The sequence below is a fragment of the Cupriavidus sp. GW822-FHT02D05 genome (genome assembly GCF_058802485.1).
Genome location: NZ_JBXAOE010000001.1, coordinates 519,730 through 534,131, shown reverse-complemented (window position 1 = coordinate 534,131; position 14,402 = coordinate 519,730). Strand labels below are relative to the sequence as shown.

The 14,402-nt window shown below is 65.2% G+C and carries 11 protein-coding genes and 2 pseudogenes; 5 read left to right on the top strand and 8 right to left on the bottom strand.

The genetic code is table 11. The features are described from left to right. Positions 1-193 precede the first annotated feature (193 nt). A pseudogene (locus tag AC1RQK_RS02445) lies at positions 194-681 on the top strand (helix-turn-helix domain-containing protein); the annotation flags it as partial. Between the two features lie 386 nt (positions 682-1,067). Here AC1RQK_RS02445 and AC1RQK_RS02440 read toward each other — a convergent pair. Next, positions 1,068-1,583: a DUF2867 domain-containing protein gene (locus tag AC1RQK_RS02440; protein WP_492807496.1), complete on the bottom strand. Its 516-nt coding sequence runs from the start codon at positions 1,581-1,583 to the stop codon at positions 1,068-1,070. A gap of 41 nt (positions 1,584-1,624) precedes the next feature. After that, positions 1,625-1,807, bottom strand: a pseudogene (locus tag AC1RQK_RS02435) (lipocalin-like domain-containing protein); the annotation flags it as partial. A 306-nt stretch (positions 1,808-2,113) separates the two neighbouring features. Here AC1RQK_RS02435 and AC1RQK_RS02430 point away from each other — a divergent pair. The 4 genes from AC1RQK_RS02430 (at position 2,114) to AC1RQK_RS02415 (ending at position 6,635) form a co-directional block, all read left to right on the top strand. Continuing rightward, positions 2,114-2,728: a pyridoxamine 5'-phosphate oxidase family protein gene (locus AC1RQK_RS02430; protein WP_492807494.1), complete on the top strand. Its 615-nt coding sequence runs from the start codon at positions 2,114-2,116 to the stop codon at positions 2,726-2,728. A gap of 386 nt (positions 2,729-3,114) precedes the next feature. Further along, entirely contained in the window at positions 3,115-5,244 is a 2,130-nt protein-coding gene (locus AC1RQK_RS02425) for a TonB-dependent siderophore receptor (RefSeq protein ID WP_492807463.1), read from the top strand. Positions 5,245-5,523: 279 nt separating this feature from the next. Further along, the gene (locus tag AC1RQK_RS02420) at positions 5,524-5,982 is read left to right on the top strand and encodes a MarR family winged helix-turn-helix transcriptional regulator (protein ID WP_492807461.1); all 459 of its coding nucleotides are present in this window, start codon (positions 5,524-5,526) and stop codon (positions 5,980-5,982) included. Between the two features lie 86 nt (positions 5,983-6,068). Then, the gene (locus tag AC1RQK_RS02415; RefSeq protein WP_492375585.1) at positions 6,069-6,635 is read left to right on the top strand and encodes an isochorismatase family protein; all 567 of its coding nucleotides are present in this window, start codon (positions 6,069-6,071) and stop codon (positions 6,633-6,635) included. 168 nt (positions 6,636-6,803) lie between these two features. Here AC1RQK_RS02415 and AC1RQK_RS02410 read toward each other — a convergent pair whose 3' ends face one another. From AC1RQK_RS02410 to AC1RQK_RS02385, 6 genes are all read right to left on the bottom strand, one after another. Next, entirely contained in the window at positions 6,804-7,604 is an 801-nt protein-coding gene (locus AC1RQK_RS02410; RefSeq protein ID WP_492375584.1) for an IclR family transcriptional regulator, read from the bottom strand. A gap of 112 nt (positions 7,605-7,716) precedes the next feature. Continuing rightward, positions 7,717-9,831: an acetate--CoA ligase family protein gene (locus tag AC1RQK_RS02405; RefSeq protein WP_492807459.1), complete on the bottom strand. Its 2,115-nt coding sequence runs from the start codon at positions 9,829-9,831 to the stop codon at positions 7,717-7,719. Positions 9,832-9,835: 4 nt separating this feature from the next. Next, positions 9,836-10,636: an enoyl-CoA hydratase/isomerase family protein gene (locus AC1RQK_RS02400; RefSeq protein WP_267601856.1), complete on the bottom strand. Its 801-nt coding sequence runs from the start codon at positions 10,634-10,636 to the stop codon at positions 9,836-9,838. 105 nt (positions 10,637-10,741) lie between these two features. Then, positions 10,742-11,740 (bottom strand): tripartite tricarboxylate transporter substrate binding protein, encoded by a 999-nt coding sequence (locus tag AC1RQK_RS02395; protein ID WP_492807457.1) that lies wholly within the window; start codon positions 11,738-11,740, stop codon positions 10,742-10,744. Positions 11,741-11,921: 181 nt separating this feature from the next. Further along, entirely contained in the window at positions 11,922-12,587 is a 666-nt protein-coding gene (locus tag AC1RQK_RS02390; protein WP_492807455.1) for a class I SAM-dependent methyltransferase, read from the bottom strand. Between the two features lie 115 nt (positions 12,588-12,702). Continuing rightward, on the bottom strand, positions 12,703-14,328 hold the full coding sequence (locus AC1RQK_RS02385; RefSeq protein ID WP_492807454.1) for a histidine kinase N-terminal 7TM domain-containing protein: 1,626 nt from the start codon (positions 14,326-14,328) through the stop codon (positions 12,703-12,705). Positions 14,329-14,402: the final 74 nt, after the last annotated feature.

The window sequence follows — 14,402 nt, the reverse complement described above, 5'->3', positions numbered from 1 at the left end:
AGAATCAAAACCATCCTGCATTAAACCGGACATTCTGATCTGGCCAAAGACAGGACATTTGAATTTGGCCTAGACATTGCCTGTTGTTTGCTTGCTGTAGCGGCTAAGCGGTAATGTCTGCTTTTGGCTAAGCTCAAATGTCCGAGTTTGACCAGCGTAAGCTTGACGGCTTCCAGCGCCACGGAGCCCCGTCATGCCAGCAGGAGCCATTACGATGACGATGCGGCAGATTGACCGGCTCAAGGTCATTCAGGCGCTGGCCGACAGACCGGGATTGCGGCATCCAGACTCGGACGGACTCCTCGCCAGACCTTGCGCCTGCTGCGGCGGTACCAACAGGACGGCGCCGCCGGCTTGCTGAATCGCCACCAAGGCCAACTGGCGAACAACCGGACACCGCCGAGCCTTGCGGCGCAGGCGCTCGGCCTGATTCGCGACAGCTATGCCGACTTCGGCCCGACCCTGGCCTGCGAGAAGCTGCGTGAACGCCATGGCATCGTGCTGGCCAAGGAGACCGTGCGCCGCCTCATGATCGACGCGGGTTTCTGGGTGCCGCGCCGGCTGCGCCCGCCCAAGGTTCACCAGCCAAGGAATCGGCGCGCCTGTTTGGGCGAATTGATCCAGATCGATGGCAGCGATCACGCCTGGTTCGAAGATCGCTCGTCGCCTTGCACGCTGCTGGGCGAGCCGCCGCGGCCGCACAACCCGCCGCTGCACCTGAAGCGGCAGCGGCTGATCAACCGGCTGGACCTGGAGCGGGCGATCAAGGGCACGCCCATGCCGTAGTTTGGTTCCTTGCCGCCCGGTAGTGGACGCGGGACGGGACAGTCTCCAAGGGCGGCTACCGACGTTCGTCCTTCCGAAGAGCGGACATCGGGCCGAAACAAGAGTCGAGTCGCAGGCAACATTGGGGCGGCGCCGCAAAGCCAATTCCTGTTTGGCTTCGCACACTCAAAGAGGGGGACGGTTCAGTTCAACCCATCGCCGCACGGTGGGTCTCTCCCACTGACATGCAGCGTAGTCCATTAACCTTGTTGGTACCGGATCGTCGGCAAGCGCAGACCAGTTCAGACAGCACGGCTTGCCGCCTGTTCCAGACTAGCCCGCGCGATTACACGGTGGAACGGTGTGATTACCGCGAGGTACGTCCGTCCCAGCAAGTTATGGCAATGCACTACGGTCACCAGGACGAGCTCCCTGCCGCCTGCCGCACCCGTGCGCAGCTGGATCGCGAGCCGGAAGTCGAGATGCCGATCGTCCTCGCCCATCACCAGTTCCCCCGCACTCTTCGACCGCAGTGGAAAGAAACCGATCACCGGCCCTCGCGCCGCCGCAGCAATACCGACCGCACGAGACGATTTGACGCCGACTGTCGCCATAATCGTGTCCCGTACCCGCGTCAGCGCACGAATCCACCACGCCTGCCGCTCGAATCCAGCGCGCGCTAACACTTCGAGATCGTCGCTGGCCCCCGCCGGCAACTGAACCGCATACGCATCCAGCAGGTCCGCGCTCCTATAAAGCGGCGCCAGGATGCTGTCGGATGGCATGGGTATCGCATGAGCTTTTTGGGCATTGATCATCAATCAATCTCTCCATGGTTTGGGTTTAGCGCGAGCCTGCGCTAGACATTGCTTCTCTGTGCCATCAGCACACCGCGAGCCATTCGCCTCGGGAACGATGGATGGATCTGCCACGCAGTTGTTATCGCTAGGACGCCGCGATCTACTTTGAAGAACCGAACCTGCTCGGTGCCAATCCAGGCTGGATGCCACGCCGTGTCGACCTTGATGATGAGTTTATCCTCATCCTCGACACGACACCAGAATAAGCAATCATTGTCTCGAAAAGGGCCGCCGGATCGCTATTCAGGCGCTCTCTGGATGTGAGTATCGACATCATCCTATCGCGTTCGATGACAATATGGCCGAGTGGTTCGACACCGTATGTGTCCGCGCGCTCGCCTGTATCCTCGAACTCGACCTGAATCTAAATAATGGGGATCGGCTGAATCTAGGCAGCGGGATGATGCAAACCTATACTGCCGCACCGTTTATACACGAGGAATGACTGTTGAAAATGCCATCCCCCGCTCCCCGCTCCCCGCACCCGCATACGCCGGCTCCCGGAGCTTGCGCTCTATGAAAAGGCGGCGCTTTATTCGATAATCGATTCAGCTTATGTCTGCCATATTTATTTTTACGATGGCGAATCCAGTCATGTCATTCCCACTGCGTGCTGGCGCGATGGCGATAGGCTATACGTCCATGGCTCCAATGGCGGGCGCCTTATTCGCCAACTAACCAGTGCCAAAGAGGCAGCGGTAGCCATTACCCACTTGGACGGACTCGTGTTGGCAAAGTCTGCATTTAATCGCGCCATGAATTATCGCTCCGCGATTATTTATGGGCGATTTAATGCTGTAAATGACGAGGCGGAAAAGCGCCGACTGATGGATGTTTTCATGAGGCTGATTGCGCCAGGCCGTGAGGGGGATGCCCGGCCGGGGAGCGCGAAGGAGTTTGCTGCGACGACGATTCTAGGCATCGCGCTCGATGAAGCCGCCGCGAAAGTTCGAACTGGCGGGCCGATTGATGACGAATCAGACCTGGATTTGCCAATTTGGGCCGGTGTCCTGCCGATGGTGACGCTGCCACAGACGCCGATTGCTGCATCGACCAGCATCGGAGCAGAACCGGTGTACGTGAGGCAATGGAAGGCGTCTTAGTCAGCGTCATTGAATGGCATGGGATACCGCTTAGTGGTGTTGATCGGTGGATTCATTGGAAGAGGCACGGGGAATGGACCCTTAGCCCTTGTTCCTATAGTACGCCGCTTAGGCAGTCCGCTGGGTTGCTGCGGAACTCCGGCTTATGACATGCCGGTGGCGAACGAACAGGAACGCTGGCTTGCCGGCATGTCGACCCTGTGGCATGGCGCCGCGGCGCCGGAAAATTCCACACAACGGATGGAGAAGCCCCTTATAATGCAACTTGGTTGCAATAAGGGGCCAATCACGTTGGCCCCCCCCCGTTGGGACTGGCCGTCTCGCGCCGCGCCACCGCCGAGCCCCCAACGCGCTACCCAGCGCCAGCGCTTTCCTCTGATCCGAACATGCCGATACTTTCTGTCACTCCAGCCGGCCAACGACGGCGTAGTCCTCTCGCCGCACTGGCCGCCGCCACGGCGATCACCGCGCCGCTCGCCGATGCCGAGGAGGCGCCCGCGACGACGCTCCCCGAAGTCTCGGTGGTCAGCACCGCCGACAAGACCTACGCGCCTTCCTCCTCCACCGGCGCGACTCGCACCGAGGCCCCGCTGCGCGAGGTGCCGCAATCCGTGCGTGTGTTGCCGCGCGAGCTGCTCGACGATATCGGCGCCACGCGGCTGGATCAGACCTTCGACTACGCCAGCGGCGTGTCGCGCCAGAACAGCTTCGGCGGCCTGTGGGACAACTACGCGATACGCGGTTTCACCGGCAACGAGAACACCGGCGCTGGCTACCTCGTCAACGGCTTTGCCGCCAACCGCGGCTTCACCGCGCCGCGCGACGCAGCCACCATCGAACGCGTGGAGGTGCTCAAGGGCCCGACCTCCTCGCTGTACGGCAACAGCGAACCCGGCGGCAGCATCAACGTCATCACCAAGCAGCCACAGTTCAAGCCCAGCCAGACCTACGACATGGAGGTCAGCAGCCGTGATGGCTACCGCGTGTCGGCCGACGTCACCGGCACCATCAGCGACAATGTGGCAGGGCGGCTGATCGCCGTGGGCGACCACGAAGGCAGCACGCGCGACTTCGTCAACAGCAAGCGCTACCTGGTGGCGCCGTCGTTCACCTGGACCCTGGGCGCTGACACCATCGTGCAGTACGCAGCCGAGTTCCAGCGCTACACCACCCCGCTGGACCGCGGCGTGGTGGCCATCAACGGGCAGTTGGGCGCCGTACCGCGCTCGCGCTTCCTCGGCGAGCCAAACGATAGCGACATCCGCCTCGACAGCCAGTCGCACCAGTTGAGTGTTGAACATCAGTTCTCGCCGGACTGGAAGGGCCGCCTGGCCGCGGCCTACCGCGGCGGCAGCCTGGTGGGCTACTCCACCGAGGCCAGCGCGCTGTCCGCAGACCAACGTACCCTGAGACGCCAGCGTCGCTATCGCGACTACCAGTCCGACGACGTCTCGCTGCAGGCCGACATGACCGGCAAGTTCACCACCGGCGCGATCGGCCACGAGCTGCTCGTCGGCGTGGACGCCTACCGCTTCGGCAACACCCAGGTGCAGCTGCGCAAGAACCCCAGCGCCAGCGCGCCCTATGCCATCGACATCGACAACCCGGTCTATGGGCAGACCCCACCCACAGTGGCAGCCAACACCGACACCTACGAGCGCCAGACCAATCTCGGCCTCTATGCCCAGGACCAACTGCGGCTGGGCGAACGCTGGCGCCTGCTGGCCGGCGTGCGTTTCGATGCCTACAACCAGTCGCTGGACAACCGCCTGGCCGGCACCAGTGCCAGCCAGCATCAGAGCGCGGTCTCGCCGCGCATCGGCCTCACCTATCTGGCCAGCAACAACGTCTCGCTGTTCGCCAACGCCAGCCGCTCGTTCCGCCCCAATACCGGCACCGATTCCGCCGGCAACCCGTTTTCTCCAGAACACGGGCGGGCTGTCGAGGCCGGCGTGAAGCTCGACAGCGACGACCGCCGTCTCGGCGCCACACTGTCGGTCTTCGAGATCCGCAAGCGCAACGTGCTGACCACCGACTCGCTGGATCCCTCCTACTCGGTGGCCGCCGGCGAGGCGCGCAGCCGCGGCGTGGAACTCGACGCGTCCGGGCAGCTCGGCACGCATTGGCGCGTGACCGGCAACTTTGCCTATACCGACGCCGAAATCACCCAGGACAGCACGCTCGCCGCCGGCACGCCGCTGGCCAACATCCCGCGCACCAGCGGCAGCGTGATGGCGGTGTACGAGGATGCGGCCCCCATCGGCCAGCGCTACGGCGTGGGCGGGGGCATCCGCTATGTCGGCAAGCGCTCCGGCGACTCGCAGAACAGCTTCTCGCTGCCCGCCTACACGCTGGCCGACGTGCTGGGCTATTGGCAATACAGCAAGACGGCACGCGTGACACTCAACGTCGACAACCTGTTCGACAAGACCTACTACGCCAGCTCTTATAGCAGCGTGTGGGTCATGCCCGGCGCCGGCCGTACTGTGCGCCTGGGCCTGCGGCTGAGCTACTGAGGCCTGTTCGCGCGCATGCAGGCACTGAAACGCTGGTGGACCATGACCTCGCCGGCTCACTCGTCCGTTCGCGCCGTTGCCTGCCCTTCTGTCTCACAGTGGCACCCAGGTGCCGCATCCTTCGGTGCCGATGGCAACGTGCGTGCCATTTCCGGCTCGGGGCCCTAGCGTTGGCCGCCGGGCCACTGTTTGGATCTCCCGGCCGTCAATCATGACGGACCTGAGCAAAATAAGAAGGTTACCTTTGTAGTTTTCCTTCGTATCGGCTACATTGGGGGGATGCATTCCAACCACAAACAAGATGATCCGCAGGTTGCCGGCGCGTCCGCGCTGGCAACCGATCTACGTATCGTGATCGGCCAGCTAAGGCGCCGCCTGCGTGAAGAGGTGCATCCGGGCGATCTCACCTGGTCGCAGATGTCGGTTCTTGGCCGCCTGGAGCGCGACGGTCCGGCCACTGTGACAACCCTGGCGCGGGCCGAGGGTGTGCGGTCGCAGTCCATGGGCGCCACGGTTGCCGTCCTGGAATCAGCCCGGCTGGTGAGCGGTGCGCCGGATCCGGTCGACGGGCGGCGGACCATCTTGTCGCTCACGGCTGACGCCAGGGAGATGATCCTGGCGACCCGGGCAGCGCGCGAAGACTGGCTGCTCCGTGCCATCCGGACACAGCTGGCGGCGACGGAGCAAGAGGAGCTTGCGGCCGGCATCGCCCTGCTCAAACGGCTGGCCGACTCGTGACGGGGCCCTTTCAAGCCCCGGCCAGCGCCACGCTCCGGACTTGCCGAAGTCCCTACCTTAGTCCCTATCGACCGTGAGAAAACACCATGCCAGTCACCGTTCTTGATCCGAAAGCCGCTCTCGTTGTCATCGATCTGCAGCAGGGAATCGTCTCGCTTCCCGTCGTGCACCCGGTCGATGAGGTCGTGAAGCAGTCTGCGGCCCTTGCCACCGCGTTCCGTGGCCACGGCCTGCCAGTTGTGCTGGTCAATGTTGCCGGCGGCGCCCCCGGCCGTACCGAACAGGGACGCAGGCTTGGCGATCTTCCTGCCGGATGGGACGATCTGGTGCCCGAGTTGAACCGGCAGCCGGCTGACCACACGGTGACAAAGCGGACCTGGGGAGCCTTCACCAATACCGATCTTGAGGCGCAACTGAGAAAGCTGGGTGTGACACAGGTGGTGCTTGCCGGCGTTGCGACCAGCATCGGCGTGGAGTCGACCGCGCGCCAGGCGTATGAGCTTGGGTTCAACGTTGCCCTGGCCGTCGATGCCATGACCGACATGAGCCTGGACGCGCACGCGAACAGCATTGCGCGGATTTTCCCTAGGCTGGGGGAGACTGGCACAACCCGCGAGATCATCGATCTGCTCGAAAAGGGCGGTAGCCGGTGAGAGGCACCTTCCGTTCGCGGGCATCGGCGCCGGCGCGGGCTTTGCCGCTGCGATCGTCGGCGTGCGTTACTTCGCGAAATATCATCGCCTGCGCTTGCGCATCGACGCCGGGCGCCTGCGCTTGAGCTTGGACGAACACTTGCTCAAGCCGAAGGCGTGAGCCGCCTGTTACACGGCCTCGTCGCCCATCGCGCTGCGGATCTGCGCGGCAAGTTTCATCAGGTGTGGCTTGAGAATGCGTGCGGCGCTGGCCGGCGTTGCCTGCGTGGTGGTGCTGACGTTCAGCACGTGGATGGCGTAGCGCTTGAACACCAGTGGCGTGGAGAGCGCGACCACTTCCGGCTGCCAGCTCGCCATGCACCAGCCTTGCTTGCGCACCTGCCCGATGGCTTGCTCGATGTCTTGTGCAAGTGCAGGCCAGTTAGCGCGCAGGCGCCTGCCGAAGCCTTCCAGCAAGGCCTTGGTTTCCTGCTCGGGGGCCGCGGCCAGGTAGGCGCGTCCCAGGGAGGTCAGCTCCATGGGCACACGCTGCCCGGTCACCACGCTGCGCAGCGAAACCTTGCGGCTATAGCGGACGGATTCCAGGTAGACCATCTCGTCGCGGTCGGCCATGGCCAGCCCGACGTTGATGTGCTGGCTTTGCGCGAGCTCGCGCATCAACGGGGCTGCTGCCTGCAGCACGGCAGAGCCGGTGCGCATGGCGTGCGCCAGGCTCAGGACCGGCGGGCCGAGCCGGTAAGCGCGCAGCGTGGCGTCGTACAGGAGGAAGCCGGCCTCGACCAGGCTTTGCGTGAGCCGGCTGACGGTCGAGCGCGGCAGGCCGGTGCGTTCGGCCAGGTCGCCGTTGCCCAGCACTTCCGAGCCCGCGCGAAACGCCCGGAGTATCTCCATGCCTCGCTCGAGCGAGCGATTGGCCGACGTGCTGCTCGCCCTGCCACGCGCCCGCGATAACGCTAGTTCGGGATCCAAGGTCATGCTCCTGGGGAGGACTGATTTCCGGCAGCCGGAATTAAAGCATCGGAGAGGAGTCTGGCATCATTTGGCATGACTATGCCAGACTCCCCTGCCCGGCTCCCTGCCATCAGCCCGCCAGCACAACCACGCCATCTGCCGCCCGCACGCCTTGCGATGCCGGCAGCACGAAGACCGGGTTGATCTCTGCCTCCACCAACTGCTCGCCCAGCGCTGCCGCCATGCCGGAAAACGCCACAATGGCATCGGCCAGCGCCGCAACGTCGGCCTTGGGCCGCCCGCGGAAGCCGTCCAGCAGCGGCCAGGTTTTCAGTTCCTGGATCATGCCAAGTGCTTCGGTGTGCGACAGCCCGCCGGCCGGCGGCAGCATGCGCATGGTGGTGTCCTTGAACAGCTCCGCGGTCACGCCGCCCATGCCAAGCAGGATCGCGGTGCCGAGCGCGTCGCGGTGCATGCCAAGGATCATCTCCACGCCGCCGGTGACCATCTCCTGGACGAGGAAGCGCTGGGGCACCACGCCGGTATGCGTGCGCACGTCGTCGGCCATCGCCGACAACCGCGCCGCTATGTCTTGCGGCGTCAGGTTGACGGCGACGCCGCCCACATCGCTCTTGTGCGTGATCTCGGCGCTGAGGACCTTAAGGACCACGCGGGCACCGAGGGCCTTGGCGGCGTCGCTGGCTTCTTGCCCATTGCGTACGATGCGCTCGCGCACCGACGGGATGCCAAAGCGCGCGAAGAGCTGCTTTGCCGCTGCCTCATCCAGCGCGCCGCGCGGCAGCTCCCCGGCGACGCGGGCTGCCGCCGGGGCCGGGACGTCAGGCGTCTCGCGCCATTGCCCTGCACGCAGCATGGCGCTTAGCGCGGCCGTACAGCTCTCGGGCGCGCTGAATGCTGGCACGCCGCGCGCGGTCAGCAGGCTGGCCACCTGCGGCGCATGCGGGCTGACGAAGGCCACCACCGGCTTGTCGCTGGTGGGCAGGCAATCCTGGATCGCGCCTGCCATCAGGTCTGGCATGGCCAGGCCGGACGACCCGACGATGATGGCAACGGCGTCATAGCTCGGGCTATCCAGCAGCGCCCGGATTGCGCCGCGCAGCAGGTCCGGCTGCAGGCCTGCCAGGGTGACATCGATGGGGTTGCGATCCAGTGCCGCGTGATCGCCCTGCTGCAGCGAGCGCAGCCGTTGCGCGGTGGCTTCATCCGGCGCGGGCGTCTCGAAGCCGGACAACCCGAGGCTGTCCGAAACCAGCGTGCCGGCGCCGCCAGTCGAGGTCAGGATGGCAACCCGGTTGCCGCGCAGCGCCCTGCCGGTGGCGAGCGCGGCGGGCATGTCGAGCAGGTCCGCGAAAGTTTGCGCGCGGATCACGCCGGCTTGCCGGAACAGCGCGTCGTACATCCGGTCCGCGCCGGCCAGCGCGCCCGTGTGCGACACCGCGGCGCGTGCCCCCGCCTCGGAGCGGCCGATCTTGAACGCGACCACCGGCTTGCCTGCCCTGGCCGCTTTCAGCGCGGCGGCACGGAATCGGTCGGGATGGCGCACGCTTTCCACATACAGCGCAATCACGCGGGTGGCCTCATCATCCGCAAGGTAGTCGACGAAATCCGCCAGGTCGAGGTCCACTTCATTGCTGGTGGAAACCAGCTTGGAAAGCCCGATGCCGCGCGCGGCGGCGCGCGAGAGCAAAGCGCCAAGAATGCCGCCGCTCTGCGAGACCACGCCGATGTTGCCGACGGGGAAATGATCCATCTCCAGCGCCCCGCTGGCGGAGAGCGGGATATTGTCGGTGAGGTTGACCAGGCCGATGGTGTTGGGGCCGAGCAGGCGCATGGCGCCGGCTGCCTCGATCAGCTCCGCCTGGCGGCGCGCGCCTTCGGCGCCCGTCTCCGAATAGCCGCTGGCCAGCACGATGGCGGCGCCGGTGCCGAGCGCGGCCAGCTCGCGCACGGCCAGGTGGGCGCGCTGCGCGCCTAGCAGGACGATGCCCACATCCGGCACTTCCGGCAACGTGTCGATATCCGCATAGCAGCGGATGCCGTCAATCTCGCCCACCTTCGGGTTGACCGGGTAGATGGCGCCGGCGAAGCCGTGTTTTTTCAGGTAGGCGACCGGGCGCCCGGCGGTCTTGGCCGCATCGGCGGAAGCGCCGATGATGGCGACGCTGCGCGGCTTGACCAGGCGGGCGATGGCGGAGAGTGCGTTTTCTGCGTTATCTGCGTCCATGGTGTCAGGCCTGTTCCTTTCCAGCCATCTTGGCCAGGAATGCCAGCACGGATTCCCGATGCTCGGCGCTGGTGTAGCAGATGCCCTGTGCCTGGCTGCCTTGTGCGAATACCTGCTCGGCCGGCAACTCGAAGGCCTGGTTCAGGATGGACTTGCCCAGCGCCAGGGCAGTCGCGGAGCCCTGGCTCAGCTCCGCCGCCCAGGCCCTGGCACTGGGCAACAGCGCTTCCGGCTCGCTCACGCGATCCGCGATGCCCAGCTGGAGGGCCTCTGCGGCATCGACCTTGCGCCCGCTGAAGATCAGTTCCTTGGCCTTGGACAGCCCGGTGCGGCGCGGCAGGAAGTACATGCCGCCGCCGTCCGGGATCAGGCCACGATGGATGTACGACCAGGCGAAACTGGCGCTTTCCGAGGCCACCACAAAATCGCAGCTCATGGCCATATCGGCACCCAGCCCGGCGGCGGCGCCATTGACCGCGGCAATGGTGGGCTTGGGCATGTTGTGCAGCAGCGCCACGGTATGGTGCACCCGTTGCTGGCGCGACCAGCCGTTGAACGCAACCTCGCCCGCCGGCGCATCCATGCGCCGCTGCATGCCGGCCACATCGCCACCTGCGCAGAAGCCTTTACCGTTGCCGGTGAGCACCAGCGCCCGAATGGTCTTGTCCTGCGTGACATGCTCCAGGGCGGCGATCAGCTCGGTGCGCATATCGTCGGTCATGGCGTTGCGCTTTTCAGGGCGGTTCAGCGTCAGGGTGGCGATCCCGGCGTCGATGTCGAGCGTGATCAGTGAAGTGGTGTTCATGGTGGGTCTCTCTACCTTGTGTTTTGTGCTTCGCGCTTGGTGCTTGGTGCTTGGTGCTTGGTGTTCTGTGTATTGCGCGCCGATGCGCAATCGAGGGCTGCCGGATTACTCTGCGGTGATGTTGGCTTGCTTGACCACCCGGCTCCAGCGAACCTCCTCGGCGCGCACATAGCGGCCAAATTCCTCGGGCGTTCCCGCGCTGACTTCCAGGCCCTCGGTTTCGGCACGCTTGCGGAACGCCTCGGTCTGCACCGCCTTCCTGGCGGCGGCGTTCAGGCGGGCAATCACCGCGGCGGGCGTGCCTGCCGGCACGAAGAGCCCGTACCAGCTTTCGGCCACGTAGCCGGGCACGCCGCTTTCCGCGATGGTGGGCACCTTCGCCAGGACAGGGCTTGTCGAGCGCTTGGCCGTGGTCACCGCGATCGCGCGCAGCTTGCCGTTCTCAAGCAACGACCCGACTGCGGAGGCCGTGGCGAACATCACATCCACCTGGCCGCCCAGCAAGTCTGTAATGGCTGGGCCGGCGCCTCGGTAGGGAATGTGATTGAGGTCGACTTTGGCCAGTGACTTGAATAGTTCACCCGCGAGGTGCGCGGAGGTGCCAGGGCCCTGCGATGCAAACGAGATTTTCCCTGGCTTGGCCTTGGCGGCAGCGATCAGGTCCTGCACCGTCTTGTAGGGGCTGTCCGGGCGAACCACCAGCACGTTGGGTGACTGGCCCACCAGCATCACCGGCGCAAATGCCTTGTCGGTGGCATAGGGCAGCTTGGCGTGGATGCTCGGGTTGACTGCGTGCGCAAACGTGGCCATTACCATGGTGTAGCCATCCGGCGCGCTCTTGGCCACCGTGTCGGAGCCGATGATGGTACCGCCACCCGGCTTGTTGTCGATGATCACCGGCTGGCCGAGATCCTGCGACATCGTCACGCCCATGGTCCTGGCGATCAGGTCGGTGCCACCGCCCGGGGCGAAGGGTACGACGAGGCGAATGGGCTTTTCCGGGAAGGCTGCGGCGTTGGCGGCTGGCGCCAGCGCGCCCGTGGCGGCAAGCGCAATGGCCAACGCGGCCAGCGCCCTGTTGAAAAGGGGGAATGAATCAGGCACTTGCGTCTCCGTCTGGGTTTCTTGACGGGACAGGCGCCATGCTTTGCCCTGCCCGTCGTTTATCGATGAACCCAGATTAAGCGCAAATACGGTCGAATACAGCCCTGCATTTCCACGCAGTGGAATTGAGATCCGGCCTCGGCGGGCCTGCTTGGGGCCAGTATGGTCGCCCGCCCGGCCGCTACCGGCATCCCGAAACTACCGTCACGACAAGCGGCCGCGGCAACATGCCGGATGCGTCAAGATGACGTCCCACGTAGTCACGCAGCTCAGCCTCAATGGCTGCGTGGAGCGATGTCGGCACCTCTTCCCACAAGCGCATCGACCGCGCGTGCGCAACCGCATGGTCGATGGAAAGCGACTCCATCGTTTGGATCCGGTCTTCGCGGACCGCGTGAAAGCCGCCGGCGGCTAGCGTCCCGGCAGGCTGGTATTCGGCTTTGGGCCGCGCCTGGCTCAGGGCCACGTGGCGGCCGACGATGTCAACGATGGCCTCGCGGAAATCGCCCGCATCGTTCTTGTTGACGACGACGAAGGCCGCGCCTGGCATCAATACGCAGCGGATGTTGCGCACTGATGCATCGTCCGAGAACCAGTGGAACGCGCCGAAGGCGGTAGCCCCGCTGAATGCCGCGTCGGCAAAATCCAGGCGATCGGCGCCCATTACGTGGTACGCGCCCGCCTGCCCCAGCCGGCGCGCCTCGTCGATCATGTCGGGGTCAACGTCGATCCCGACCGGGCGAAAACCGCACGCGGTCAGTTGCCGGGTGGCGATGCCCGTGCCGCATCCGATGTCGAGGATGGCTTGCGTCTGTGCTGCCGCCAAAATATCTGCGACCTTGTCCATCACTGCCGTGCTGTAGGACTGGCGTGCCTGGTTGTAGATGGCTGCGGATTCGCCGAATGACATGAGCGGGGTACTCCTGAGAGGATGGCCGGTCAGGCCAATCCATGAAAGACGTTCAGCCCGGGTACACAGGCGACACCACCGGGTCGTGCATCATGAAGCGGTCACGGCCGTTGCGCTTGGCCTCGTACATGGCAGCGTCGGCCTTTTCGAGCAGGAATTCCAGCGATGGCGACGCCGGGATTTCGCAAACCGCGCCAACGCTGATGGTGACGCAAGGGTGCTCTGGCCAGCCGCCATGCGGCAGCGCCAGCGAGCGCACGGCATTAAGCAGGCGCAGGCCAACTTCCCGTGTATTGGCTGGCGTGATCGCTGGCAGCACGATGGCGAACTCTTCGCCGCCAACGCGGGCGCAGAAGTCGCCGGGGCCGTTGCGCATGGCTTCGCCGATGGCGGCGGCAACGCGGCGCAGGCATTCGTCGCCATGCACATGGCCGTGGAGATCGTTGTACTGCTTGAAGTAATCGACGTCGATGATCAGCAGGCCGACGGGAATGCCGCGCTCAAACGCGTCGGCTATCGCGGCGGCGGCCTCGCGCTGGAAGTAGCGCCGGTTGCGCGCGCCGGTGAGCGCATCGCGATACAGGTCCGCCTCGATGCGTGAGAGCTTTTCCTCGGTCTCGCCGAGCCGCACCGCCAGGCTGGAGTTTTCCACCGTCAACGCGTGCTCACGCGAGCGAAAGCGCGTGACATCGCGCAGGAACACAATGATTCCGACCGGCTGCCGGTTCAGGTTGCGCACCGAATCCACGGTGAGCTCGTAGTCGACACGCTCCTCCGAAATCAGGTGCGAGCCGCCGCTGCCAGGCGCGCCGCTGCGGCTGGCAGCGATCGCGTCCCGCCAGGCCGGCGGAAACGCGCTGCCCCGCTCCACCTCCACCAGCAGGCGCCGCGCGGCAGGGTTGAAGTCGACGATGATGTCGTTGGCATTCACGATCACGCAGCCTTCTTGCAAGGCATCGAAGACCCTGAGCCTGGCGTAGTGGCCAACGTCATCCAGGTGCCTGCGCAGCGCGCATACCCACACCAGCACCGCCGTCACCGCGAAGGTGGCGGGGGTCAGGTCGCCGCCCAGCGGGCCCGTCCATCCGCGCAAGTACGCGATATTGGCCACCAGCGGCAACGCCAGGCCGCCCGCAAGCACCGCCCTTCCCCCGCGGGTCAGGCTGCTGCTTGGCACCCGGGCCGTCAGCAGGAAGTAAACGCTGATCAGCAACAGCAGGTAGGTGTAGGCAGCCGCCGCGGCGTATCCCGGGCCATGGCCGAAGACGGCGCCCGGTGGCGCGCCCCCCGGCACCAGCTGGATCGACGTCCAGATCAGGTGATGCCGTTCGTTGGTAAAGACCAGGGCCAGCGTCACGATATTGATGACGATGGGCAGCGAGAGCAGCGACCAAGGGATGACGAATCTTGGCCGGCTGAGCTGGACGATGGCGCAGAGCCAGCCGATGGGCACGGCGACAATGCCGACATATTGCACCTTGGCCCACAGGATGCGGGTTTCCAGGTCGACGGAGTTCAACTCGAGCAGGCGGCCACCGCTCCATAGCGCGCTCCCCAGGGCCAGCGCCAGGAAGGCCTTGACGATGGGATCGTCCCGCCGCGTCCAGGTTGCGACGGCAACCGTCAGACTTCCGACGACCGCAAAGGTGAGGCAGAGGACAAGGGGGTACGAAGGCATTCGGCCGGTTCCAGGACACGCCCGCCGGCAGCGCCAGCGGTGGATTCTCCGGTCGGATTATAAGGCGGCGCGGC